At 60.3% G+C, this 26,562-nt stretch carries 17 protein-coding genes and 1 CRISPR repeat array; of the genes, 12 read left to right on the top strand and 5 right to left on the bottom strand.

Going from position 1 to position 26,562, the window contains the following annotated elements; all coding sequences use genetic code 11:
• Positions 1-79: 79 nt before the first annotated feature.
• A CRISPR array of direct repeats spans positions 80-6,181; the repeat unit is 37 nt; unit sequence GTTTCAAACCCCTTCAAAGCGGGGCTTTTTTTGTGTC.
• A gap of 161 nt (positions 6,182-6,342) precedes the next feature.
• Entirely contained in the window at positions 6,343-8,547 is a 2,205-nt protein-coding gene (locus EYB53_RS22335) for a WYL domain-containing transcriptional regulator (RefSeq protein WP_135481256.1), read from the top strand.
• 40 nt (positions 8,548-8,587) lie between these two features.
• Here EYB53_RS22335 and cas2 read toward each other — a convergent pair whose 3' ends face one another.
• From cas2 to EYB53_RS22310, 5 genes are read right to left on the bottom strand one after another with little or no spacing between them, the layout of a single operon-like run.
• On the bottom strand, positions 8,588-8,863 hold the full coding sequence (cas2, locus tag EYB53_RS22330; protein WP_135481254.1) for a CRISPR-associated endonuclease Cas2: 276 nt from the start codon (positions 8,861-8,863) through the stop codon (positions 8,588-8,590).
• Between the two features lie 9 nt (positions 8,864-8,872).
• Positions 8,873-9,865: a CRISPR-associated endonuclease Cas1 gene (gene cas1, locus EYB53_RS22325; protein WP_135481252.1), complete on the bottom strand. Its 993-nt coding sequence runs from the start codon at positions 9,863-9,865 to the stop codon at positions 8,873-8,875.
• 3 nt (positions 9,866-9,868) lie between these two features.
• Complete coding sequence (locus EYB53_RS22320; protein WP_135481249.1) at positions 9,869-11,281, bottom strand: reverse transcriptase domain-containing protein; 1,413 nt, start codon at positions 11,279-11,281, stop codon at positions 9,869-9,871.
• 7 nt (positions 11,282-11,288) lie between these two features.
• Positions 11,289-11,735 carry a ribonuclease HI family protein gene (locus EYB53_RS22315; RefSeq protein ID WP_135481247.1) on the bottom strand — a complete coding sequence of 149 codons (447 nt, stop codon included), beginning with the start codon at positions 11,733-11,735 and terminating at the stop codon, positions 11,289-11,291.
• Complete coding sequence (locus tag EYB53_RS22310; RefSeq protein ID WP_135481245.1) at positions 11,723-11,920, bottom strand: hypothetical protein; 198 nt, start codon at positions 11,918-11,920, stop codon at positions 11,723-11,725. Before EYB53_RS22310 ends, EYB53_RS22315 begins: the two co-directional genes overlap by 13 nt.
• Before the next feature lie 560 nt (positions 11,921-12,480).
• Here EYB53_RS22310 and EYB53_RS22305 point away from each other — a divergent pair.
• The 11 genes from EYB53_RS22305 to EYB53_RS22255 all read left to right on the top strand — a co-directional run.
• A complete protein-coding gene (locus tag EYB53_RS22305; protein WP_135481242.1) occupies positions 12,481-13,923 on the top strand; it encodes a coiled-coil domain-containing protein in 1,443 nt (480 codons plus the stop codon).
• A 92-nt stretch (positions 13,924-14,015) separates the two neighbouring features.
• On the top strand, positions 14,016-15,026 hold the full coding sequence (gene cas6 / locus EYB53_RS22300; protein ID WP_254151194.1) for a CRISPR system precrRNA processing endoribonuclease RAMP protein Cas6: 1,011 nt from the start codon (positions 14,016-14,018) through the stop codon (positions 15,024-15,026).
• Positions 15,027-15,081: 55 nt separating this feature from the next.
• Complete coding sequence (gene cas10, locus EYB53_RS22295) at positions 15,082-17,064, top strand: type III-B CRISPR-associated protein Cas10/Cmr2 (RefSeq protein WP_135481239.1); 1,983 nt, start codon at positions 15,082-15,084, stop codon at positions 17,062-17,064.
• Positions 17,045-18,298 carry a type III-B CRISPR module-associated protein Cmr3 gene (locus tag EYB53_RS22290; RefSeq protein WP_135481237.1) on the top strand — a complete coding sequence of 418 codons (1,254 nt, stop codon included), beginning with the start codon at positions 17,045-17,047 and terminating at the stop codon, positions 18,296-18,298. Before cas10 ends, EYB53_RS22290 begins: the two co-directional genes overlap by 20 nt.
• Positions 18,279-19,562, top strand: a complete 1,284-nt coding sequence (cmr1, locus tag EYB53_RS22285; protein ID WP_135481234.1) for a type III-B CRISPR module RAMP protein Cmr1 — start codon at positions 18,279-18,281, stop codon at positions 19,560-19,562. The genes EYB53_RS22290 and cmr1 overlap by 20 nt, the downstream gene beginning before the upstream one ends.
• Entirely contained in the window at positions 19,555-20,493 is a 939-nt protein-coding gene (cmr4, locus tag EYB53_RS22280; protein WP_135481232.1) for a type III-B CRISPR module RAMP protein Cmr4, read from the top strand. The genes cmr1 and cmr4 overlap by 8 nt, the downstream gene beginning before the upstream one ends.
• Positions 20,493-20,897 (top strand): type III-B CRISPR module-associated protein Cmr5, encoded by a 405-nt coding sequence (cmr5, locus tag EYB53_RS22275; RefSeq protein ID WP_135481229.1) that lies wholly within the window; start codon positions 20,493-20,495, stop codon positions 20,895-20,897. Before cmr4 ends, cmr5 begins: the two co-directional genes overlap by 1 nt.
• Positions 20,894-21,991, top strand: coding sequence for a type III-B CRISPR module RAMP protein Cmr6 (cmr6, locus tag EYB53_RS22270; protein ID WP_205712733.1), 1,098 nt, complete (start codon positions 20,894-20,896; stop codon positions 21,989-21,991). Before cmr5 ends, cmr6 begins: the two co-directional genes overlap by 4 nt.
• Positions 21,963-22,334, top strand: coding sequence for a WCX domain-containing protein (locus EYB53_RS22265; protein WP_254151193.1), 372 nt, complete (start codon positions 21,963-21,965; stop codon positions 22,332-22,334). The genes cmr6 and EYB53_RS22265 overlap by 29 nt, the downstream gene beginning before the upstream one ends.
• Positions 22,335-22,950: 616 nt before the next feature.
• Entirely contained in the window at positions 22,951-26,109 is a 3,159-nt protein-coding gene (gene drmD / locus EYB53_RS22260) for a DISARM system SNF2-like helicase DrmD (protein WP_135481224.1), read from the top strand.
• A 104-nt stretch (positions 26,110-26,213) separates the two neighbouring features.
• Positions 26,214-26,562, top strand: a 349-nt coding sequence (locus EYB53_RS22255) for a hypothetical protein (RefSeq protein ID WP_205712732.1), incomplete at its 3' end; no start/stop codon positions are given.

Below are 26,562 nucleotides of genomic sequence, written 5' to 3'. Positions count from 1 at the left end.
GGGAACCGGCAAATCTAGTTGACACCAGGCGGCAAATCTAGTTGACATTTAACAACTGGGAGACCCGGGGCGGCCTAGAGTTTCAAACCCCTTCAAAGCGGGGCTTTTTTTGTGTCCCGGGGCAACCCCCCGGTCCTGGTCGAGACCGTCATGTTTCAAACCCCTTCAAAGCGGGGCTTTTTTTGTGTCGTCGCGTCATTATCTAGCTATGAAAGCCTATGACAGGTTTCAAACCCCTTCAAAGCGGGGCTTTTTTTGTGTCGAGTGAAAATGGAGATTTCCGATGGATGGTGCACGTTTCAAACCCCTTCAAAGCGGGGCTTTTTTTGTGTCTTCCGATGGATGGTGCACGCTTTGCCGCGACTACTTGTTTCAAACCCCTTCAAAGCGGGGCTTTTTTTGTGTCCGGAGTACGTCCCATCCGCTGCGAACTGGGACTTCGCGTTTCAAACCCCTTCAAAGCGGGGCTTTTTTTGTGTCGCCGTCCCGCCCACCGCCACGGCCACCGCGGCCACGTTTCAAACCCCTTCAAAGCGGGGCTTTTTTTGTGTCTCTATCGAGCAGCACCTGGTGATCGTCGGCAACAAGTTTCAAACCCCTTCAAAGCGGGGCTTTTTTTGTGTCAGGTACACCTATTTCTTGCGCAGTACCACTACCGCATTGTTTCAAACCCCTTCAAAGCGGGGCTTTTTTTGTGTCGAGCCGACCGTCCCGCCGACGACCACGCCCGAGCCGAGTTTCAAACCCCTTCAAAGCGGGGCTTTTTTTGTGTCTCGATCCTGCCCGCCGCCCCCGCGGCGGCGCAGGGTTGGTTTCAAACCCCTTCAAAGCGGGGCTTTTTTTGTGTCGTCGAGTCGCTGGCACAGCTGAAGGCGCAGGGGATTGTTTCAAACCCCTTCAAAGCGGGGCTTTTTTTGTGTCCTGCCCGCCCGGGCGCAGGGGCCTATCCAGGTTTGTTTCAAACCCCTTCAAAGCGGGGCTTTTTTTGTGTCGAGCAGACCCACTTCTGCGTGCCCAGTGGTAAGATCGTTTCAAACCCCTTCAAAGCGGGGCTTTTTTTGTGTCTCATCTTCGATGGCCAGGAAAAAGTTGGGGGTCCTCGTTTCAAACCCCTTCAAAGCGGGGCTTTTTTTGTGTCCGGGTGTGGTTTGTGGGGCTGGCAAATCACAGCTCTGTTTCAAACCCCTTCAAAGCGGGGCTTTTTTTGTGTCCCAGCGCCACGCCGACCGCCGAGCCGAGCCCGACCGCGTTTCAAACCCCTTCAAAGCGGGGCTTTTTTTGTGTCCACCGGCCTGTTCGCCCTGATCGTCTACCTGCTGCGCAAGTTTCAAACCCCTTCAAAGCGGGGCTTTTTTTGTGTCTCGGGGGTGGCTTCATCGTGAACGGCATTAAGGTTTCAAACCCCTTCAAAGCGGGGCTTTTTTTGTGTCGATCACCGGCCTGTTCGCCCTGATCGTCTACCTGCTGGTTTCAAACCCCTTCAAAGCGGGGCTTTTTTTGTGTCACCGTTGTAGAGGCAGCCATCAAGCTGATAAAGCATTGTTTCAAACCCCTTCAAAGCGGGGCTTTTTTTGTGTCAGACCGCCGAGACCATCGAGACCGAGACCATGAACAAGTTTCAAACCCCTTCAAAGCGGGGCTTTTTTTGTGTCGCCCAGCCCGTCATGACCTTGCTTGAGAAGGCCTACGTTTCAAACCCCTTCAAAGCGGGGCTTTTTTTGTGTCGAGAATCTGCAGGACAAGCCCGAGAAGCCCTTCGAGTTTCAAACCCCTTCAAAGCGGGGCTTTTTTTGTGTCCACCCACGGCCACCGCGGTCCCGACCGCCACCCCGCCCGTTTCAAACCCCTTCAAAGCGGGGCTTTTTTTGTGTCGGTAAAACCCCTTAGCTACAAACCTCGACCTAAGGGTTTCAAACCCCTTCAAAGCGGGGCTTTTTTTGTGTCACTTTACCAAATTGCTCACCGCACTGGTCAAGTTTCAAACCCCTTCAAAGCGGGGCTTTTTTTGTGTCCCCCCATTGTGGGGGCAGTATGAGGTGGGTAGAGTTGTTTCAAACCCCTTCAAAGCGGGGCTTTTTTTGTGTCGGTTATTGTTCTGCGCTTCGTAGGCGACCTGGCCTAGTTTCAAACCCCTTCAAAGCGGGGCTTTTTTTGTGTCGTCACGCCCGCCATGATCGCCCAGCGGGCCGAAGAGGGTTTCAAACCCCTTCAAAGCGGGGCTTTTTTTGTGTCGATCGAGCCACGCTCGAGCGCGACCTCGACGAACAGTTTCAAACCCCTTCAAAGCGGGGCTTTTTTTGTGTCCCCAGGGTCCCTTGGACCTCTGGGTGGCGCCCAACGCGTTTCAAACCCCTTCAAAGCGGGGCTTTTTTTGTGTCCCGCAACGGCCAGCCCGACCGCCAGCCCGACCGCGTTTCAAACCCCTTCAAAGCGGGGCTTTTTTTGTGTCGGGGTCCCTTGGACCTCTGGGTGGCGCCCAACGCGTGTTTCAAACCCCTTCAAAGCGGGGCTTTTTTTGTGTCGTTATCATGAGTGTTGATGAGTATACGACTATGGTCGGTTTCAAACCCCTTCAAAGCGGGGCTTTTTTTGTGTCAAACCGCAGCCGATTGGGCTTTCAACAATGCCCAAGGGGTTTCAAACCCCTTCAAAGCGGGGCTTTTTTTGTGTCTTGCATTCTCTGTTGAAGAGACCCGCCCCTCTGGGACGTTTCAAACCCCTTCAAAGCGGGGCTTTTTTTGTGTCCACCCCAGCAGCGCCGGCCAGGAGAGCAAGGTTAATGTTTCAAACCCCTTCAAAGCGGGGCTTTTTTTGTGTCCGGCCGATGTCGTTGCTGTCGATCAAGTACTTCCAGAGGTTTCAAACCCCTTCAAAGCGGGGCTTTTTTTGTGTCCAGGCTCGAGATCAACACGACGAACTTCACCGGCTCGTTTCAAACCCCTTCAAAGCGGGGCTTTTTTTGTGTCCCTGGTTCCCGACTCGGTGACCGCTGATCCTCAGAGTTTCAAACCCCTTCAAAGCGGGGCTTTTTTTGTGTCGTCAACCATGTCACGTTTAGTTCTGGTTACTGTATCGTTTCAAACCCCTTCAAAGCGGGGCTTTTTTTGTGTCGAGGAGTTCGATTGGAGCCTACTTGGCGCCTTTATTGTTTCAAACCCCTTCAAAGCGGGGCTTTTTTTGTGTCAGATATACGGAGTCAACCATGTCACGTTTAGTTCTGGTTTCAAACCCCTTCAAAGCGGGGCTTTTTTTGTGTCCAAAGTCGTGTCTGATGATAACTGGGAAGTGATTGAGTTTCAAACCCCTTCAAAGCGGGGCTTTTTTTGTGTCGTAAACATGGCGAAAGCAGTGGCAAGGAGAGTCGGAGTTTCAAACCCCTTCAAAGCGGGGCTTTTTTTGTGTCCCTGTGGCCAAAGTTAGCTTGAGTATTGACGCTAGGTTTCAAACCCCTTCAAAGCGGGGCTTTTTTTGTGTCGATACTAACCTTCTCCAGGTCACTCCTGATGTGTAGTTTCAAACCCCTTCAAAGCGGGGCTTTTTTTGTGTAGCACCGCCAGCGCAACTGGCTGACGGTGCTCGGCAAGTTTCAAACCCCTTCAAAGCGGGGCTTTTTTTGTGTACTTCCCCTAGCGGCGAAGCCAACGCAGTCGGCAATCGAGTTTCAAACCCCTTCAAAGCGGGGCTTTTTTTGTGTATCTACCCTTTCCGGGGATCGATCGCACCCGGAAGTTTCAAACCCCTTCAAAGCGGGGCTTTTTTTGTGTATTCGTGGTGGCGTTGTTGAATCATGGGGCAGTCGCCGTTTCAAACCCCTTCAAAGCGGGGCTTTTTTTGTGTCACGATTGGGTTCTGGTGGCCCATTCAGGGTCACCCAGTTTCAAACCCCTTCAAAGCGGGGCTTTTTTTGTGTCCCCAAAGCGAGCGCGGGGCGGAGAGAGAGACAAAAAGTTTCAAACCCCTTCAAAGCGGGGCTTTTTTTGTGTCCGCAAGAGCCAGCAGATCGGCCTCAATGTCCTGACCGTTTCAAACCCCTTCAAAGCGGGGCTTTTTTTGTGTCCTTCTGACAGTCTTTAAGTCTTAGGAGAACTCTCGCTGTTTCAAACCCCTTCAAAGCGGGGCTTTTTTTGTGTCAAGACCAAGTAGCACCCGCCCACCCACGCCCGCTAAGTTTCAAACCCCTTCAAAGCGGGGCTTTTTTTGTGTCACGGCACCGTGCCCAGCGCTGGCCTCAACCTGTCGGGTTTCAAACCCCTTCAAAGCGGGGCTTTTTTTGTGTCCCCAAAGCGAGCGCGGGGCGGAGAGAGAGACAAAAAGTTTCAAACCCCTTCAAAGCGGGGCTTTTTTTGTGTCCCGCTGAGCGCGCGGCTGCAAGCGAAATCCGCGCCACGTTTCAAACCCCTTCAAAGCGGGGCTTTTTTTGTGTCTACTACCCCCCCCCCAGGGATCGCAGACAGAAAGGTTTCAAACCCCTTCAAAGCGGGGCTTTTTTTGTGTCGTGGGTCAACGTGGGAACATGGAGCGATAATTGGCAGTGTTTCAAACCCCTTCAAAGCGGGGCTTTTTTTGTGTCCTCTCACCACCTCCTCGGTTGAGCAGAGAACATGCAGTTTCAAACCCCTTCAAAGCGGGGCTTTTTTTGTGTCGAGCGAAAGCTCAGCGTTGGGCGCGCCCTCACTATAGTTTCAAACCCCTTCAAAGCGGGGCTTTTTTTGTGTCCCGTGCCCGACGGATTGGTCGAATCGTACACAAGCTCGTTTCAAACCCCTTCAAAGCGGGGCTTTTTTTGTGTCTGGTCGGCAAGGTGACTACCCTCAGCGCGGGGACTTGTTTCAAACCCCTTCAAAGCGGGGCTTTTTTTGTGTCTAATCGTGAACTGAATTTGATCGGTTCCTCCGACTGCAGTTTCAAACCCCTTCAAAGCGGGGCTTTTTTTGTGTCCAGAACACTTCCCGAGATCAAGGAAGTGGACGAATTGTTTCAAACCCCTTCAAAGCGGGGCTTTTTTTGTGTCGGTGGGCCATGCCCACGCAGGCTCAGGGCATCAGCGTGTTTCAAACCCCTTCAAAGCGGGGCTTTTTTTGTGTCACGTCGAGCGGACAGGCGTTGGGCGCGGGCTGGGCGTTTCAAACCCCTTCAAAGCGGGGCTTTTTTTGTGTCCGATGTCTGCCGCCCCGGTGTGGGGTGGCAGGAAGTGTGTTTCAAACCCCTTCAAAGCGGGGCTTTTTTTGTGTCCCGGTCTGCCGCGGCCGAAACCCGCAACACGCCGGGTTTCAAACCCCTTCAAAGCGGGGCTTTTTTTGTGTCTTCAAATGGTTTGTTCGGACCGAAGCGGGCCTGATGGTTTCAAACCCCTTCAAAGCGGGGCTTTTTTTGTGTCACCGAGATCAACACCACCACCATCGTCGCCGAGACCAGTTTCAAACCCCTTCAAAGCGGGGCTTTTTTTGTGTCTCGCACCGCCATCATGATCGGCGAGAGTGCTAACATGTTTCAAACCCCTTCAAAGCGGGGCTTTTTTTGTGTCTTGCGTACATCGCCGAGGCTGATGTCCCCTGATCACGTTTCAAACCCCTTCAAAGCGGGGCTTTTTTTGTGTCTGTTTATGAACAGGAATGAACTTGAAACGTTTATTGTTTCAAACCCCTTCAAAGCGGGGCTTTTTTTGTGTCCCGACTGGCTATTCTGGCGATACTCCATCGCCACCAGGGTTTCAAACCCCTTCAAAGCGGGGCTTTTTTTGTGTCAACGCGATATCGTTAGTTGGGTGGGGGTAGTGTACTGTTTCAAACCCCTTCAAAGCGGGGCTTTTTTTGTGTCGCAGAGCTCAAAGCCCAGGCCGAGGCTCGGTTGGGTTTCAAACCCCTTCAAAGCGGGGCTTTTTTTGTGTCCCGGCCAACTGGGCCGGCAAGAAGGACGCGGAGCTTGTTTCAAACCCCTTCAAAGCGGGGCTTTTTTTGTGTCTACCGGGTGGGGCTAGTACCCACGCTGGGGAAGCCATGTTTCAAACCCCTTCAAAGCGGGGCTTTTTTTGTGTCGGGGAGATCAATTGAATAGGGAGGGAATATGATCATGTTTCAAACCCCTTCAAAGCGGGGCTTTTTTTGTGTCGCCTACGACGTCGCCAACGGGATGGACGGTGCCAGGGTTTCAAACCCCTTCAAAGCGGGGCTTTTTTTGTGTCTGGGTCGCGTCCCGGGCTGGGGCGATAGAGTTGATTGCAGTGCGTCATTTGACGTGCAACCAGGAGCAGGTGAAACTGTATGCAATGTTATTCATGTGGTATCCTGCAGGGTGTATACTTGCTCTGGCTACATTTTAGCAGGTGACTGGTTGGAGTGCAAGATGCAAGCCTGGGTTTCGTATCTGGCAGATGTTCCGGTGGCACTGTTACGACTCATTGCGGCATCGCAGCGGGTGTCGTTGTCGCGCCGTGGCTCGCGTGATGAGTGTTTGCTTCGCGTCCGACGGGCACTGTGTCGCCCTGCGTCGGTGCGTGCGGTCTATTTTTCGTTATCTGCTGAGGCGCAGGCTGCCGCTCAGACGCTCCGGGCCGAGCCACGTACGTTGTCGATGCAGGCAGTGACGTCACGGTATGGCCCTCTTCGCTCGCTCGCTGCACTCCGTCAGGATCGGAAACCTCGTTCATTGGCCGAGTTGTTTGTGCTGGCAGGATGGTTGTTGCCGCGTCCGGCGAGCCGTCAGCATCCGTGTCGCTATGTGGTGCCGCCTGAAGTGCGCGCCTGGTTGCCTCGGCCTCTGCGCATTGATGATGCGAGGTGTATGCCTGAGGCCTCGCTCAATGCTGTGCCAGTTTCTCCGTCAGATCTGCTCGCGGTACGTGCTGCGACGCTGGTATTGCTTGCCGCAGCGCAACACCCGGTGGTCGTAGTGCGTAATGGCTGTCCGTCTCGCGCTACATTGCACCGGCTCCGCGTGGGCTTGCTCCCGCTTCCTGTGCGAGAGGCTGAGGCACTGCTGCGCTGGGTGACGCCTCTGCTGGGCGATCTTGCGCTGCTTGCACCCCATGGTCGTGCGGCTGTCCCTGCTCCCGCGGCAGCGGCCTGGCTCGCTGCACCACATGCCACGCGTGTACAAACTCTGGTTGAAGCCTGGATGCGGGCACCACGACCAGAGGTTGCCTTGCTCCCGCCACGAGCGGCGCAGTCCGGGGTCGATTGGTCGGCGTTGCGCCGTCGTCTGCTGGCGTGGGCAGAGCATGTGCCGGTTACGGTGGTGCCTGATGAGGCGTTTGTTGCGCTGACGGCAGCGTTTGGTCCGCTGGCTGATGCAACCACGCATCCGTTTCGTACCAAGCGGCGACCGCCCTGGAATCACCAGACGATGCGGGAGGTCTGGGGGCGATCCCTCCAGGGGCCGTTACGGTGGCTGGGCGCACTGCGTGGTCAGGTCGAAGCGCAAGCTGTGCCAGGGTGCTGGGAGTATCAGGCACCTGGTGAGCTGCGGGTGGCTCATGCTGCGGTTGGGCCTGAGTTGTTGGCGATGATGCCGTTTGCGCACGTTGTCGGTGGCGATGAAGCTGGCTTGCTGCTGCGTTTTGAGCAATCGGTCATCGCACGAGCTGTTGGCCGTGGGTGTCATCTGGGGCGCGCTCGAGCAGTCCTCGAGCAGCAGGCCGGGTCATTGCCACCAGCATGGGAGCCACTGTTTGCCCTGGCTGGCTCGGTACGCCTGGTGCAACGGACGGTCGTGATTGGCGATCAGCCACAGGTGCTTCAGGATCTCCAGCGCTATCGTGCGATCCATCGTCTGCTTGAGACAATCCTTGCTCCCGGCGTGGCGCTGGTACATCCCGGTCAGGAGGAGCTTCTGGTTGCGCAGCTTGCGCAGCTGGGCTATGCGGCTCAGGTGCTTCCGTCACGACACGAGTCTGTGCCGCTGCCGGATCTGACCCCGGCAGAAACGGCCACATTGCTGCTTGCCAGTCAGTATTATCAGGCGACTGCGCCAGCACATGCGCCTCCAGGCCCGCACGATGCGTTGCTGGAACGGTTGCGTGCCGCGTTGCCAGCTGCGCTGCGCAACGCGACTGATACGGCCCTGGCTCATCTGCTGGCAACCCATCACGCGACCACAGAGCCTTCGGCAACGCCGCCTCTCCATGAGCCGCCACCTGATCACGCGGCACAGTTGCATCGCTGGCTTCAGGCATTGCGTGAAGCGATTCAGAAGCGCCGTGTTGTTGCTGTCCTGTATCAAGGCGTGCTTGATCCGTATCCTCAAGAGCGAGTCTTGCAACCGGTGCGCCTGGAACGGCACGGCGCTGTCTGGTATGCCTATGCGTATTGTTTTCTTGCCCACGGTGAGCGCTGCTTTCGGTTAGATCGGGTCTGGAAGCTTGAGGTGCTGGATCTGACGCAGGCCGAAGAACATGCACGCTCGTTGCCAACTGCTCCTGCTGATGAACAAGGCCACGATGATAGTGCAAAGCGCAGAAAGCGCGTGCCACGGACTGGCTTTTTTGCGTCACCACCGCCACCTTCCGAGCATCACCCCCTGGTACGGGTCTGGTTACAGGAAGAGGAGTGACAACGTTTTGCAGGGAGGGCTGGCCCTCCCTGCAAAACTTTCAGATCAGGTAATAGCCCGGATCAGTGGTAACCCGGCCAATGCCGAGAATGGCAATGCGCTGAACAGCATCAGCATCCAGGCGATAGCAACGCACGCTGTCGGTATTGGCGTCAATAATTGTTCGTAGTTCTTTCCCAATAGTGGCAAACTCCTGCGTAGTCAGTTCGCACTCAAAGACGCTGTATTGCACCCGTGTCCCATAGCCTTTGAGCAGATTCATCACTTTGGTGCGCCGTTTGTCTTCCACAATGTCGTAGCTGATGATCGTAAACATGGCTGCTCCTCAGGGCGTATAGCCACGATACCGCTCTTGCTCACTCCGCACGACGCGCGCCACCGCCTGAGCTTGCAGCAAAATCATGCGCCGCATGGGGGTCTGTTCACCGGTAGGCAAACGGGTTGCCGCCTGCATCACGGTTTCGTAGCGCTCGACCAACAGCGCCCGGCCTGTGGCGTCAAGATAGACGGCGTCAGGACGTTGCGCCGGTCGCTCGAACTGGTCACGCCGCATCGCGCCTGTCCCTACCAGTTCAAGCACCAGGCGATCGACGACCAGTGGGCGAAATTCTTCCATCAGGTCAAGCGCAAGCGATGGTCGCCCGGCTTCGATCACATGAAAGACGCCCAGGTAGGGGTCAAGCCCAGTGAACTGGACGGCATTGAGCACGTCGTGCATCAAGAGGGTGTAGCCAAACGAGAGCATGGCGTTGACGGGGTCGGGTGGTGGATAGAAGGCGCGCCCCTGAAACCCCCATGCCTGTTGCAGCGCGGTGCGCCATGCCCCAAAATAGGCCGCTGCACCTGCTCCTTCATAGCCGCGCACGGCGTCTACGTCAACCGCATGTTCCAGCGAGCCAAGCGCAGTCGTAATCTGGGCAACCGCGGTTGGTGCCGCCGACCAGCCACTCGCCGCCAGCATGGTGCGTTGATTGCTCAGCTTTGCCGCAACGATGGCTCGCGCCAGTTCCAGCGTCCAGGCTGGATCAATCACCCGCTGCATATGCTGCAAACGCAATGCCCCAAAGCGCGACGGCCCTGCCGTCAAGGTGGCATAATGGCGACTGCCGCGCTGATTCGTGAGCATCACGGGCACGCCGCGTCCAATCAGGTCAACGAGCAAGGCCGTTGACATCTGCACCCCGCGCCCCATCAAGACAACCTGATCGATCTTGTTGAGCGGGATCTCTTGCAGGATCTGCCCCTGCTTGCTGATAATGACCCGCTGCGCCTCTTTACGTACCATAGCCCCTTGTTCTTGCACATAGAGCGTTGCCATTGCTCATCCCTCCTGTTCAGGTTTGCGCTGCATCCGCCGCCGGACATGGTCGGCTTGCGCCCGTACTCGGTCAGCTCCATCGCGCATGTGCTTGCCCGCCTGACGCGATGCCTCGCGTAACGCCCGTTCCGCCTCTTCAAAATTTGCCAACCCCTGCCAGTGATGTGAACCGTTTGCGCGTGGGGCCAGCGCCTGGCCCAGAAATTCAAGCCCATCGGCATAGGCAACAATGGAGGTCTTGGCTTCGTTCAGGTGCAGATGGAGCGTTGCCAGTTGACGTTGCATCAGGATCAGCGCCCGTTCCGCCTCGTCACGCGAGGCACACATCACAACCAGGTCGTCCAGGTAGCGCACCAGACGGAGCCCGTGGCTCGTCATGGCCAGGTCAAACGGGTGCAAGTAGATATTGGCGAGCAGTGGCGAGAGTGCGCCACCCTGGGGGGCACCACGGGTCGCGCTGGCTGCGTGGGCCCGTAACGCCAGTTCACTCACAGCGACCGCGCCTGCTGCCAGCGCCCCACCCAGCAACAGACGCTGCGGGCCAATCCGTTGCAGGTGGGGGGCCAGTTGGCGTGCCCCGTTCAAGGCCGGTTGCACCAGGCTCAGCGCCGCGAGCAGGCCACCGGTATCCAAGCCGGGCCGCCGCGCCGCACCCCATCCGTTGAAATCCGGTTGTTCCCACGAGGCGGCGGCGTACAGATCGCTCACCCCCGGCGGCATAGCAGGCAGCGGCGGTGGCGGCGGCTCGGTTAACATCCCCCGCAACGCTGTGCCACCTTGCTGCAACAGGCGCGCCAGACCTGTTGGCTCAGAACCATCAGGCGCATCTTCGGGCTGATGCAGCGTTCCGACCTGAAGCCACTGGCTGATCAGATGCAGAATCGCCGGCTCATCAATGCGTTGTCGCAACAGACCCATTAAAATCCGATGATCAATCGTATCAAAATAGCTGGCAATATCGGCATCAACAGCCCACAGCAACCCCTGATCGGCATAACGCGCCACGCGTGTCACCGCCTCGGGCACCCCAACAAAGAGCCGACAGCCATACGAGCAGTCGAGCAAGAGGGGTTCAAAGAGCGGCTGCAACACCTGCTGCACCGCCCGCTGGGCCACGCGATCACGGATTGCCAGGATCGCAATCGCACGTTCACCGCCACTTGCTTTCGGAATCGTCACCCGGCGTGCAGGCAAGGGGCGATAGGTGCCCATGCGCAACTCCTCAGCGAGCCGCGTCATTTGACTCGTCCAGTCCGCCTCAAAATCGCGGAGCGTCACCAGATCACCCCCGGCACTGCGACCACGCCGCACCACCTCGATATTGCTCCGCACCCGCCGCCACGCCAACGTCAGATTCTCGACCCCCACGACCTGTTCCAGCAAGGCTGGACCACGATACATTGGAAACACAGGCATAACGCACCTACCCTCCTTGAAAACGGATTAACGCCATCCGGCCCCCCAGGGCCTCCCAGGCCAAGGCATCAGCCAGACGATTCAATTCCCGTGGAATCGCCACCAGTTCAAGCTGCCCAAACTGTTGGCACAGCGCCTGCGCCTGGACATACAAGGCCCGCAACGCCTCCTCACGGACAGCGGCGCGGCCAGTCAGTTGATCAATCACCAGTCGACTATCACTCAAACAGCGCACCGGCGTCCCTGGATACAACCGGAGCATCAACGTCAACCCGGCAATCACCGCCTGATATTCGGCGGCATTGCAACTCGCTGCAGCAGCGCGCAAACAACGCGTACGGAGAACCTCACCCCGCGGGCTGCGCACCACCACACCGAGGCCGACCGTTCCTGTTGGCACATGGCCAGGTGTGCCATCAACCTGCAGAATCAGCGAAGGTTTTACGGTAGCCATGACGACACCACCATCGCGAGCAGCACGAGTAGACCGGCCCCCGCAAGCAAAGAACTCGCCAGACACCCACGTACGACCCGTCCCAACGACATCGGCGACCCAAAGATCCCCCGTGGATCAACCGTGAGCGCCACCAGGCCCAACAAGGCCAGGATCGTTGCCAGCGTCAAGACACACCAGATCATCACCGTCCCCCTTTCCATCCAGCTTGCTCGGTACAAGCCTTGCCAGAGAAGAGCAAGACGAAGGCAAAACGTAACAGGCAAGTTGGGTGATACGTTTTGCGTCTGATCTGCTCTTCTTGCACTGACCGGATATGCACCGTTCGCTTTCAGCATAGTCTTTTGCACGTCACAAATGTGCTCATAGTGCATGAACACATTTGTGACGCTCTGACAAGCTATGCTGGGGTTGTCGCGGAGACCTGCCAGGTGGGCGCCGCAGGGAGCCTGGAAGTCGCGGAGACCTGCCAGGTGGGCGCCGCAGGGAGCCTGGAAGTCGAATTGCAACGCCTCCGCGGTCATTCCGAACGAAGCCGCAGGCGCAGTGAGGAATCTGCACGGATCGGCATAGAAGACCCCTCACGTTCGTTCGGGGTGACATGGGCGGGCCGGTGCATCAACCTGGTTGCGCACGGCATCACTGGGCCCACCGGCCATTTGATACTCAGGGTGACAATGCGACCAACTCAACGGGAATTGGCATGAGAGCAACAGCGCTACAGGGAATGAGCAAGGAGAAGAACATGAGCACGCAAATCAGCACGACGGTTCACGATGCGGTAGGTGGGGCGGTGATCGAAGGGCTTGCGCTGGCGAAGGGCGAGATGCCGACTCAGCCGTCGGCAAACCAGGTGCCGATGCCTGGCTTTCATACGGGCCTGGCCACGATGCCTCAGCATCTGCCCCGTCAGGTCTTTGGGCTTGCGGCCCAACTGGTTGTGCCCCCAGGAACGTGGGCAGTTGTTCACCTGCCTGGCGGCGAGGCGACGATCTATACGCCGGGGAGTTACTGGCTCTGGTGTGCGCCGGGTGCGATCCTTGTCCAGTGGGTTGATGCACGTCGTCAGCAGGTGGTCATTGGTCCGATTGAAGGGTGGAGCGCCGACAAATGGCGGTTTCGGCTCTGGATGAGCGTGGATCTTGCGGTTGCTGATCCCTTGATCATTGCCGCCCACCGCGAACCAATCGTCGCAACGATTGCTGCGGCCCGGGCTGCGGTGCTCGCCTATATCGAGCGGTATCCGCACGCGGCGCTGACCGGCTGTCAGGATGAACACGGAGGCATGGATGGGCCGGCCGCGTTTGTCCAGGCTCGTCTGTGCAACGATCCGGCGCTGGCTGGCCTCGAGATCATCAGTGTGCGCGTGCTTGATCGTCAGGGTGACGAACGCCAGATCGAGGCAGCTACGGCCGCAACGGTTGCCGCCGCCCAAATTGATGAAGAACTACGGGTCGATGCGGCCCGCCACCGTGCGCGGCTGCAGGAATTAGCCGCCAGGGCGACCGAATCTGAACGTGAGCATAGTCTGCGGATGAGCGCCGGGGCCGCTGAAGCCCGCGAGCGTCTCTTGCGGCAACAGGCCGAGGTGCAACAGGCAACCCTGGCTGCGCAGTTGGAGATCACGATGGCGCAGATCAAGGCCCATGTGGCCGAAATTGCGCACGATGAGCAGTCCTGGCAGAAGGATCAGGCTCGCTATCATCTGGAGTGGGAGCGGTTGCAGCAGCAGCAGGCCGAGGCTCATCGTACCGAGCAAGAGGTACGGCTGCTGGAAGTGCAACACGGCCTGGTGCGTACCGAGGGTGAGCTTGCGCTGGCGGCTCAGGAACGCCAGCATGCCCAGTTGCTCGCTCTGGCCGATTTGCAACAGAGTCTCACCGAGCAGCGTGACCTCCGCGCCCAGGCGGTTGCCGAACGCCGTGAACAACACGAGCGGGCCTTGCTGGAACTCCGTCTGCGGCACGATGAACTGGTCGCCGAACAGATGACGCGCCTGGAACAGTGGCGCGTCGAGCATCGTGACCTCACGGTGGCCCAACAGCGCCAGCACGACCGTCAACTGGCCGGTATCGCAGGCGCCGCGCGCATCGCCGCCGCCGCAGCCCATAGCAGCCCGACGATCGCCAGTGAAGGCTCAACCGTCGCCGACGCTGGCCTGAAATTGCTTCAGGATATGACTGAATAGCGAAGATTTTCTCGCTGGCAAAAAGCAAGCTTTGCTTGCCTTTTGCCAGCGAGACAAAAAAGGGTTATACTTGCCCCTATGAGGAATGAGCTATGACCATGGATCAGAACTGGTCGACCAATGCGACGCTCACGCTCCCTCCCCTCTCGCTCATGCGCGTTCGTGTGGCCTATCGCATGCTTGCAGCAACAATGCTGCCCGCGTACAAGGGTGCGCTCTTGCGGGGCGGTTTTGGCTATGCCTTTCAGCGTGCGACCTCAGCCTGCCCCCCGGCGTGTTGGGGCCATTCGGCAACCTGTCCGAACACGTTGATCTGTCCCTATCGCCAGGTCTTTGAACCGACCCGCCCTGCTGGAAGCGGTGGTACGCTCCATAATCTTCACGACATTCCTCGCCCCTTTGTCATTGAACCACCACTGGAAATAAAACGTGAATATAGAGCTGGTGATGCCCTTGAATTCGGACTGGTTCTTGTTGGCAGCGCGCTTGATCTCTTGCCCAACTTTCTCTACGGTTTCGCCGAGCTTGGGCAGACCGGGCTTGGGCGCGATTATGTCCGGGCGCACCTCGAACGTGCGGATGTTTTGCTGCCCTTTCAACAACTGGGGGTCAATGTCTATACCAATGGCGAAGTAAATGTCCCGGTCGAACCACCAACCCATAACCTGGCCGAACTTCCCATTCATGCAGCACAGTTGCCCGCCGATCTCCAGCTGACCTTGCATACCCCGCTGCGCATCAAGACAGGCGGGGCTTTTATCGAGCACGTTGACCTCGGGGCCATCGTGCAGGCGACCTGCTGGCGGCTCGCTGCCCTGACCAGTTTTTATGGCCTGGTTCCGTGGGACGCTGATTACCGTCCGCTTGTCAGTGCCGCACGCCAGGTGCGCGTGGAACGTGCCGCGATCCGCTGGGTTGATTGGGAACGCACGAGTACCCGCGGCGGCGAACGCCGCTCAATGAAACTCGGTGGTCTGGTGGGCAGCGTCAGCCTGCGCAATGTGCCAATTGACGTGCGCACCATCTTGCTCGCCGCAAGTCTGCTCCACACCGGCAAAGCGTGCGTTTTTGGCCATGGTCGCATCGAGGTTTCACATATGTGACGGGGTGATGTGGTGTAATAGCAGTAATCACAGTCGCTGTTGAAAGAAAGACGTTATGCAGTATCTCTTTCTCGCCAGTATCGGGCCCGTGCAAGAATTTATCGCCAGTGCGCGGCGCAGCCGCGATCTCTGGTTTGGTTCATGGCTCTTGAGCGAGCTCTCGAAGGCTGCGGCGCTTGCCATTGTACAGTTCCAGACCGAAGATCTGGCACGGCTGATCTTTCCCGCACCCGCCGCCACCGCCTTGCTCGTGCCCGAGACGAGTGAGACCCCGCTGGAGCAGCGCTTCAATGCGGCGAATCGGTTGCTCGCGATCATTGAGGTTCCGTCAACCCAGGCTGACGAGGCCGCCGCAGCGGTGCAAAGCCTCGCGAGCCACGTCAAGACCAAGCTTGATGAACGCCTTACGGCGATCCGCGATACGACCTTTGCTGGGATTCGTGGCCGTCATATGCTCAACACAACGCTGGCCTGGCAGCAGATCAGCGATCTCGTTGAGTATACCTGGGTCGCGTTGCCGCTCGAGACCCTTGATGGCGCAACCTATGCCTCTACCCGCCAGCGCCTTGAGGCGATGATGTTCGCACGCAAGGCAACCCGCAATTTTGCCCAGGTGACCTGGGGTGAGACGGTGCCGAAATCGTCGCTCGACGGTATCCGTGAGTCAGTAATCCCTGAAACAGCCTATCCCCGACGCACCGATCAACCGGCCGTCCGCGAGCAGAAAGTTCAGGCGCTCTTCGATCAGTATGGTGCCGGGGCCGCCGAGCGTCTGTCGGGCGTCGATTTGCTCAAACGCCATGGGCAGCGTGGCAAGGAGAACCGCTTTCCCAGTACGTCCCATTTTGCCGCACTGCCGTTGATGCTGCGTTTGAGTGACCCCAAGTATGCCGAGCAGGTGCAACCACTCTGGTCAACCTATCTCGCCAAGCTGCGGAGCCTCGAGGTGAATCTGCATGCCGAGCAGGTGCCTGAGCAGTTCGCGTTGGCGGGGCCTTTTGGCGTGTACGATGGTTCGCTGCTCTTCGAGACACGGCTGGTTGATGTGTTGAGTGATGAAACAATGCTTGCCGCAGCCCAGGCCGCCCTGCGGACGTTCTATCAGGGGCTTGCTTTTGTCGAAGCACCACGCACGCCGCTGCCCTACTATGCCTTGCTGCATGCCGATGGGGATCGCATGGGCCAGGCGATTGATCACGAGGCGCACCAAGGCCCGGCGCAGCATCGCGCCTTGTCGCAGGCCCTGAATGCGTTTGCCACCGGCGTCCCTGGCATTGTGCAACGCCATCACGGGGCCGCGGTCTATGCCGGGGGCGACGATGTGATGGCCTTTTTGCCGGTGCATACCGCCCTGGCATGCGCCCGTGAACTGGCCGATCTCTTTGCCGTACAGCTTCAACCGTTTCAGAATAAACAGGGCGAAACGCCAACCCTCTCGGTTGGGCTCGCGGTCGCCCATCATATCGAGCCGCTCGCCGATACATTGCGCCTTGCGCGCAAGGCCGAAAAAGCGGCCAAGCAGGTGCCTGGCAAGAATGCCCTGGCGATCACCCTCAGCAAGCGCAGTGGCGTAGATCGCAGCATTGCCGGCACCTGGAGCAACCCCGCGCAGCGGGAGGACGACCCCTGGGCCGCGATGGATACGCGCCTCACGCAGCAGTGGATTATGCTCCATCGTCACGATGATCTGCCCGATGGGGCCGCCTATGAATTACGCGATCTGGCAAACCAACTCACCCTCGCTGAGGCAACCGAGGAGGCGGCGACCACGCAGGCGACCCTGGAGCGGGCGATGCGCGCCGATGCGGTGCGCGTGCTGGGCCGGAAGCGTGGTCAGCGGGGACGCGCTGCGTTTGATCACGGCCTGAAGGACAGCCTGAAAAGCTTGTTAGCAGCACAAGATGACCAGGGCGCATACGTTGTCACGCTGGCCGGTGTGGCTGATGAGATCATTCTTGCCAAGATCTTTGCCGATGCCTGCGATCTGGCTGAAGGTACGCTGCAGAAAGGAAAAGAGCTTGAAGCTGTGGCTCATTGAACCGCGTGACCCGTTGATTGTGCGCGATGGCCGACCGTTCGGCCCCGATCCCGGGGCGCGTGCGACCTCGCTGCCGTTTCCGCTGCCTTCGACAACGAGTGGAGCCTTTCGCGCACGGCTTGGGGCGGCCCTCGGCGGCGATTTTACCCGCCAGGAGCTGATCGATCAGTTGCGCGCAACCAGGGTGCGTGGACCAGTGCTGGTCGAGCTTGACGACGAAAGTCGTGTGGTCAACTGGCTCTTGCCTGCCCCTGCCGATGCGCTGCTTTTGAAGCGGGAAACGCCAGCGCAACACGTCTGTCGTCGCTTGCTGCCGCTTGAACCCTTTCCGGGTACCTTGACCGATTATGCGGCTGAAACATTGAGCATGGTCGCGCCCGTCGTCTATGCGCCCGATAAAGTGGCCCCCGATACGCCTACCTTCTGGTACTGGGAACAGATGCAACCCTGGCTGCACGATCCGCCTGACGAGCAGACGGTTCAACCTACGACCCTCGGTCATCGGGGGCCATCAGCCGAAGAGCGGATGCATGTGAGCGTGCGTGCCGCGACCGGCACCGCCGCCGAGGGCATGCTCTTTCAAACGAGTGGCCTGGTCTTTACGCATCGTTCTGGATCCAGCGCACAGACCTCCCTGACGAGTTCGCGTCGGCTCGCGCTGGCGCTCTTTGCCGAGGCTGAGTTTGCCGCGCAACTCGCCCCGATGGGTGGCGAACGTCGGCTAATGCACTGGTATCCGGCGGTTGATGACGCGGCAACCCCGTTGCCCGCGACCTGTCCCGAGCCCATCCGTGCGTTGATCCGCACGAACCGGGCCTGCCGCGTGGTGCTCGTGACCCCGGCCATGTTCGAGGCCGGTTTTCGCCCGGCATGGCTGCTCGCTGCTCACGCGGGCCTCACTGCAACCCTTGCCGCTGCCGTCGTCGCCCGCCCACAGGTGGTATCAGGCTGGGATCTGCTCGCTGACAACGGCCCGGGCCGTTCACGCGGCAAGCCGAAGCCAACGCGGCGCCTCGCACCCGCCGGCAGCGTCTATTTTCTCAGGCTTCCCGATGCGACGCAGGGCGATGATGCGGCCATTGATGCCTGGATCGATGCGATCTGGTTGCAGTGTGTGAGCGATGCCGCCCAGGATCGCGCTGATGGCTTTGGCTTGGCGCTGCTCGGTGGCTGGAACGGAACCTTGCGTACGATGAAGATACAGGAGCAAAGCAATGCGGACACCTCCTCCTGACGCGCCAGCAAACATCAGCAAAAAGGCCACGCCTGACCTGGTGACCCAGGTGCGCGCGTACCGCCTGCTCACCCCACTCTTTGGCGGCGGCGCGATCCCACAGCAGGCCGATGAAGTAACGGTGGTGCGTGGCACCGAGGTGCGTGGGCACCTGCGCTTCTGGTGGCGTGCGACCCGCGGCGGCCAGGCCAATGGCGATCTCAAGCAGCTCAAAGCGGACGAAGATCGCCTCTGGGGGGCACCGAGTGATCCTGCGAAGCGCAGTGGGCCGTCGAAGATCCAGGTGTTCGTCGAGCCAACGAGCCGAGGGGAGGTCTTTCAGGTCAAGGATGGCCGCGGGGAATCGGTTGGCGTTGGTCATTTCCGCTCACCCTACAGCTATGTGGCCTTTCCGCTGCAACAGACGCAAGGCACGGTGCTTGCCAAGGTTGGTTTTACGCTAACCATCACCTACGCGGCCCAGGATGCCGCCGAGGTCGAGGCCGCGCTCTGGGCATGGGAGACCTTTGGCGGCCTGGGTGCCCGCACGCGACGCGGATTTGGGGCGTTGCAATGGGTGGATCAGCCTGACACGCCCGCGGGCGATCTGCTCACCCGTGTGCGTCAAGGGCTGAACAAGCATGTCGTCAACGGAACCTGGCCCAGCAATGTGCCCCATCTGACGCCAACGATGCCCATCGTGGTCACCCGTTCGTATCAAGATAGCCTCGCCGCGTGGCGCTTCCTCTTTGAACGCCTGAAAGAGTTTCGCCAGGCCCGCACAAAACGCCTCGGACGGAGCAATTGGCCTGAACCAGAGGCGATCCGCAACCTGACGGGCTATCGCTCGAAGGCCCATCAACCCATGCCCACTAGTGGCAAATTTCCACGGGCGGCGTTTGGCTTGCCAATCATTTTTCAGTTCAAACGTGATGATCAACGTGAAGGCGATCCTCGTGGCAATAATACGCTGCTTGGCGAAACAAAAGATGGTCAGATCCGTGATCGCCTGGCGAGTCCCCTGATCCTGCGCCCGCTTGCCGATGGGGGCGCAGCGTATGGTCTGGCGGCCGTGCTGCAAGGGGTCGCGCTGCCTGACCGCCTGATCATCAAATATGGTCAGCGCCTCCGCAACGGACGGGATCACGACCAGGTTGACGCAACCCTGACCCCAGACGAAGCACGTGAACTGCGTGGCCCCAACAATCAGGGGACGTTGCTTGGCCCCGAGACGGATGTCGTGCAAGCCTTCTTAACCTTCCTCGAAAGGAACAACAATGCCTGATACGTCGTCGGTAAGCGTGGTTTTGCTCCACGCCCTCTCGCCCTTGCACGCCGGAACAGGCCAGGGCATCGGCGTGATTGATCTGCCGATTGCCCGCGAGAAGGCCACTGGACTGCCGTTTCTGCCTGGTTCATCGTTCAAAGGAACCCTGCGCGATTGGTGCGAAACGCAGAAAGATAAGCCAGCGTGCGAAAAGGTCTTTGGGCCGCCCACCGAACGGGCCGATGAACACGCCGGAGCAGCGCAGTTTGCCGATCTGCGGTTGCTCTTGCTGCCGGTGCGTAGTTTCCGTGGCACCTTTGCCTGGGTCACCTCGCCGTATCTGCTGCGCCGTTTTGCCCGCGAAGCACGCGAGGCCGGGTTGCCCGCCCTTCCGACCGTCATTCCTGAACCGGCCGATGCCGCGCCAACCGCGCAGGCCGATGCGGCTGAGGCGCTGGTCACCGCAACATCAACGCTTGGCCTTCAACAGGGCAACGCGACCTATGTCTACCTGGAAGATCTTGACCTTGCCTTCAAGGACGATGCGCAGGCAACGCTCTGGGCGAGTTGGCTTGGCCAACAACTCTTTCCGAACGGTGGCGATCACGCCGCGTGGCAAACGATGCTGCAAGAACGCTTCTGTCTTGTCCACGATAATATCATGAGCTTTCTGCTCGAAACCGCGCTTGAAATTACTGCCCGCGTACGGCTTGAAGATACCAGCAAAACCGTTGCCCAAGGCGGTCTCTGGTACGAAGAAGCGCTGCCTGCCGAGACCGTGCTGACCGGATTGGTGCTTGCCAGCCCGATCAGCGCCAGTGGTGCGACCACTCAGGATGTTGAAGCGATCTTGCATGACGCAAGTCGGAGCACGCACCAGTTTGGGGGCAAAGCCACTGTTGGGCGCGGTCTCTGTCGCTTTACCGTCGCACGAAAGGGGAAAGCGTGATGCAAACGCGCAATCAACGCCTGGCCGCCACCATCTATGCCCAGGTTGCCCCACTGAAGGATCATCCTGAAAAGACAAAGTATGGCTCGATGGCGCATCAATTGCCGGTGCTGATCCAGACCGCCGGACTGGCGCAGGCGCTGACCTTTGTTGCGGCCAAGGGCAATGCGAAAAAAACCGATGATCAGGACGCCTATTTTCGGCTGCTGCGCGATCTCGCCCACGTCGTCCTTGATGGGCCAGCTGAGCAGCGCACGCGGGCGGCCCTCTTGCAGCGCAGCCGCGAAGCCCCGCTGGGGGCCTATATGCTGCTTACGCGGCGCACCCTCGAAGCATTGCTCTGGTATAAGCGGTTTGCCCAGGCCGAACTGGATGTCGAGCAGGGGCAGGAGGTAGCTTCATGATGCTGAGTCGTCGCAAAGCACTCCAGGAATGCGGCTGGGCGAGCGAGCATGCTGGCCTACTGCTCGACCGTTATCTCTATCGGGCCGGCAGTGCAAGTGGTGAAAGCGACTCGCCGCAGGCCGAGCTCGTTGCGCAGGTCACCAGCGTCCGCGAGCCAAAAGCCTATAAGCTCTTTTTCAAGCAGTGGCAAGACGCACTGACCAACCGTGGAGCCGCGCAACGGGTTGCCCGCACCCGGGGCCGCCTGATCCTCAACCTTGGGGCCGAAAGCGTCATTGAGACCTCGCTCGCGCTGCACCGCACCTACGGCATGCCCTACCTTCCTGGCAGCGCCCTCAAAGGCCTTGCCGCCGCGTATGCGCGCCAGTATCTCGAAGGCGAAGCATGGCAGGCAACACGTGACATCAAACAACCCAGCTACGGCGAGCACTACAAAACCATCTTTGGCACCCCCGAAGAAGCTGGCTACATCACCTTCTTTGACGCCCTCTACCTTCCCGGAAGCGGCCTCAACGGCCAGGCGCTCTACCAGGACATCATCACGGTTCACCACCCCGACTACTACCAGGGCCAGGGCAGCCCGCCCGCCGACTGGGACAGCCCAACGCCAGTGCCCTTTGTCAGTGCCACCGGACACTACCTGATCGCTCTGCACGGCCCGCCTGCGTGGGTCAACCTCACCTTTAAGATCCTGGCCCTAGCCCTCGACGAACTGGGCATCGGGGCCAAAACCTCAAGCGGCTACGGGCGCATGGCCTTGCTTGAACCACCAGCACAGGCACAAGCGACAGCCAGCAGTAGCAGCGCAGCAACCACCAGCAGCCGCACCGCAACCAGCAGCAGCCGCACCTACGACCTGAGTCGCTACCAACCAGGGCACAGCTTTGCCGGCGAAGTCAGCACCGTCAGCGACGACGAATTTCAGATCCAGCTCCCCAACATCCCCCCAGAGGTCGCCATCGGCGTCATCGCCCGCGGCCCCGACGTACCGAGTTGGACCGTGCGCGCCAAAGCCCGCGTCGAAATCGTCCGCCGCCATGAACGCGCTGACGGCCTGGTCATCTTTGAGCTCAAGCGAGCGCCGAAGAAGTAGGAAAGGCTTTCGCTATGCCGCTCAAAGCCATTACCTCCATACAACCCTGCCCCCGCTTGCGCCGCCACGCCCGGTCTTCCGCCTCCACTATACGCTCGATGCGGTTGTCGCACGGCAACGCGATGTTGCGCTCTGGTTTCCACAGAGCAGCGTTACCTTCCATGCCGATGGCTCAGCCGATGTCTCTGCAGAGACCCACGATCTCTGGCAGGCCCGCCAGATCCTGGTGCGGTATCGTGAACACTGTATCGTGCATGAACCCCCTGAACTCGTCACCATGATGCGTGAAGCCAGTCTGGCTATGGCTGCGCGGTATACACACAACGATCGCTCAGAATCGTGACAAGGTCGCCCGCCACGCACCTTTTTTGACGCAAAGGCGCAAAGGCGCAAAGATATGAAATACCTTTGCGCCTTTGACAAGGTTTCAGAAAGAGCTTTTGAGCATGACAGTGGTAGTGCCGACTTCAGTCGGCTGAGGCCGACTAAAGTCGGCACTACCACGACGTAGGGCGCAAACTGTCAAGTGCCTACGAACCTTGTCTTTGCGTCAAATCTGCCCGGTACGATGATCGCTGTGCCACCAGGGCGATTGCATCTTCCGTGTATGCACCCCGCACGGGCACCCGCACGGGCACCCGCACGGGCACCCACACGGGCACCCACACGGGCACCCGCAAGGGCACCCACACGGGCACCCGCAAGGGCACCCACACGGGCACCCGCAAGGGGTGCCCCTACGCCGGGCCCGCCCCCCGGCCCTGTAGGGGCACCCCTTGCGGGTGCCCCACCCCGGTACGGGTACCCCTTGCGGGTGCCCCGTTGTATCCGGTTTCGTATGATGCAATCGCCCTGGCTGTGCCACAAAATGGTATGGTAAATACCAAATAAGCATGCTATACTGATGCCAAACACGAAGCAAATTCGTGAGCATAGAGGTTGGTCTGGTTGGAGCGACGATGCCGACGGTTCTTGCAACAGCTCTTCCTGAACAGGGTCAATTGGTCGAGGTGCGCCAACGTCGCTACGTTGTCACGGAGGTGCGGCAGAGTACGCTTCCTCCCGACCCGTTGGCGGCCTACGATCCCACCCCACAGCATCGGGTGACGCTCGCCTCGGTCGAGGATGATGCGCTCGGCGAGGAGCTCCAGGTGATCTGGGAGATTGAGCCGGGTACCCAGGCGGTTGAGGGTGCCGCGCTGCCCCAGCCCAGGGGTTTCGATGACCCCCAGCGTTTCGACGCGTTTCTCGATGCCGTGCGCTGGGGTGCCATCGCTAGCGCTGATCTGCGCGCCCTCCAGGCCCCCTTCCGCTCCGGCATCACCATCGAGGATTATCAGCTCGATCCGGTCGTGCGGGCGATCCAGATGCCCCGCGCCAATTTACTGATCGCTGATGATGTCGGCCTCGGCAAGACCATCGAGGCCGGCCTGGTCGTCCAGGAGCTGATCCTGCGCCACCGCGCCCGCGCGGTGTTGATTGTCTGCCCCGCCGCACTCCAGATCCAGTGGCGCGACCAGATGCGCGACAAGTTTGGGCTGGAGTTCCGCATCGTCGACACCGAGTTGATGCGCGTGCTGCGCCGTGAGCGTGGCCTGCACGTCAACCCCTGGACGCACTTCCCGCGCCTGATCACCTCAATTGACTTCCTCAAGCGTGAGCGCCCGATACGCCTGTTTCGCGAGGTGCTGCCTGGCCCCGATGAGCCAGCCTACCCGCGCCGCTTCGACATGCTGATTGTCGACGAGGCGCACAACGTGGCCCCCTCGGGCCGCGGCAAGTATGCCACCGACTCGCTGCGCACCCTGGCCATACGCACGATCGCCCCCCACTTCGAGCACCGCCTGTTCCTCTCGGCTACGCCGCATAACGGCTACCCCGAGAGCTTCACCGCCTTGCTGGAGTTGCTCGACCCGCAGCGCTTTGCCCGTGGCGTGGCGCCGGAGCGCACCAGCCTGCTCGCGGTGATGGTGCGCCGGATGAAGTCGGAGCTGCCGCCGCGCTGGGACGGCTCCCCGCGCTTTCCCGCGCGCACGCTGGAGGCGATTGAGGTCGCCTATACTCCTGAGGAGTTGCGCGTTCATCAGGTGCTGCGCCAGTATACGCAGTCGCGCCTGAAGGGGGCCAGCGACCAGACCGAGCAGGTGGCCAGTGAGTTCGTGTTCAAGCTGCTCAAGAAGCGGCTCTTCTCCTCGCCCGAGGCGTTTGCCCGCACGCTTGCCCAGCATACCCGGTCGTTGGAGACGGCCCGCAAGCGCGGGGCCAGCCCGACCCGCACCCCGGTGGGCATCCTGCGCGCCCAGCTGGAGCAGGCGGATGAGGAGTTTGGCGACGATGAGGCGGCCGATACGGCGCTCGACGATACCCTCGATACGGCGACGCGCCTGTTCCGCGAGCTGACGCCGGAGGAGCGCACGCTGCTGGACGAGCTGCGGGCATGGGCTGAGGCCGCACGTGGCCGACCCGACCAGAAGACCCGCGAGCTGATTGGTTGGCTGAAGGCGCAGTTGCTCACCCCCGACGGCCAGTGGACGACCACGCGGGTGATCATCTTTACCGAGTACCGCGACACCCAGCGCTGGCTGCTCCAGATGTTGACCAGCGCCGGACTGGGCGGCGGCGAGCGCCTGATGAGTCTCTACGGCGGGATGCCCACGGACCAGCGTGAGCGGATCAAGGCGGCCTTCCAGGCCAGCCCGGAGGTCGCGCCGGTGCGTATTCTGCTGGCCACCGACGCGGCCTCCGAGGGCATCGACTTGCAGAACCACTGCTCCCGGCTGATCCACGTCGAGATCCCCTGGAACCCGAACCGGATGGAGCAGCGCAATGGCCGCATCGACCGCCACGGTCAGCGCGCCGCCCAGGTGCAGATCTTCCACTTTGTCAGCAAGGGCTGGCGCGAGCGCCAGGTGCGCGATACGCTCGCCCCAAACGAGCTCGCCGCCGACCTCGAGTTCTTGATGCGGGCCGCGCTGAAGGTCAACACGATCCGCGAAGACCTGGGCAAGGTTGGGCCGGTGATCGCCACGCAGGTCGAGGAGGCCATGCTTGGACGGCGGGTGCGGCTGGAGACAGCGGCGGCCGAGCGGGATGCCGAGCCGGTGCGTCGGCTGCTGAAGTTCGAGCGGCAGCTGCGCGAGCAGATCGCCAAGCTCCACGAGCAACTCCAGGAGACGCGGCGCAACCTGAAGCTGGAGCCGACGCGCGTGCAGACGGTGGTGCAGATCGCGCTGGCGCTCGCCGGCCAGCCCCCGCTGCGGGCGACCACGATCAACGGGCTTGCGGCCTTTCAGGTTCCCTCGTTGACTGGCAGTTGGGCCACGTGCGGTGCAGGCCTGGCGCACCCGCATACTGGCGTGCCGCGCCCGATTGTCTTCGACCACACCCTGGTTGATGGGCGCGACGATGTGGTGCTGGCGCACCTGAACCATCGGCTGGTGGCGATGGCGCTGCGCTTGCTGCGGGCCGAGGTCTGGGCGCCGGGCGGGCGCGGCAAGCTGTACCGGGTCACCGCGCGGATCGTGCCGAACGATGCCCTAGAGCGACCAGCCCTGATCGGCCATGCCCGACTCCTGGTGCTGGGCACCGATCACCAGCGGCTCCACGAGGAACTGATTGTCGCCGGCGGCCAACTGCGCGAGGGCCGCTTCGCCCGTATAAACCTGACCGAGACCCAGCGCGTGCTCGCTGCCGCGACCGACCGCCCCGTCCCCGCTGCGGTGCAGGAGCGCCTGGCAGCCCAATGGCCCAAGCACCAGGACGCGCTGCTCGCGGCGCTAGAGGCGCGCATGCGCGAGCGGGCGGCCAGTCTCGCGAAGCAGCTTGCCGAGCGGCGTGACAAGGAGGTTGCGGACATCACCGCCATCCTGGGCGAGTTGCAGCGGGCAATCGCGACCGAACTGGACGAGCCGGCCATCAGCCAGCTGATGCTCCCCGACTTCTCGGACACCGAACGTGAGCAACTGGCCCGCAACCGCGACAGCCTGCGCGCCCGCCTGGCCCAAATCCCCGGCGAGCTCGCGGGCGAGACCGCCGCCATCCGCGCCCGCTACGCGAACCCGAGTCCACGACTGTTTCCTGTTGCCGTGACGTTTTTAGTGCCGGAACGATTGGCGTAACGTCGCTGAGGTGTTTTAACGCAGAGACGCAGAGACGCAGAGGCGCAAAGCCGTATGCTTTTTTAACGCAAAGCCGCGAAGGCGCTGAGTTTGAGAGCAAACCTATGTCCATCGCCCGCCACCACGCCGAATGGCTCTCGTTGGTAGAGGTCTCAGGGCCGTTCCTGAGCATGCCGGTGCTGCTGCGCGTCTTCCCCCAGGGCTTGGACGCGCACGACGCCGAGGTCAGCCGAGGCGTGCGCCGCGCGCTGGAGGAGTGGCAGGACAACCAGCAGGGCCTGCGCCCTGACCCGGCCATCCACACGGCCTGGGTGCGCTTTGTGTTGCGTGAGGTGCTGGGTTTTCCGTGGGGTCTCGGGTCTCGGGTCTCGGGTCTCGGGGGGCAGGCATCGGGTATGGGGTATGGGGTGTCGGGTGTCGGGTATGGGGTGTCGGGTGTCGGGTATGGGGTGT

Source organism: Candidatus Chloroploca mongolica (genome assembly GCF_004762035.2).
GTDB classification, from domain to species: Bacteria; Chloroflexota; Chloroflexia; order Chloroflexales; family Chloroflexaceae; genus Chloroploca; species Chloroploca mongolica.
This window is presented reverse-complemented; position numbering and strand designations above follow the sequence as displayed.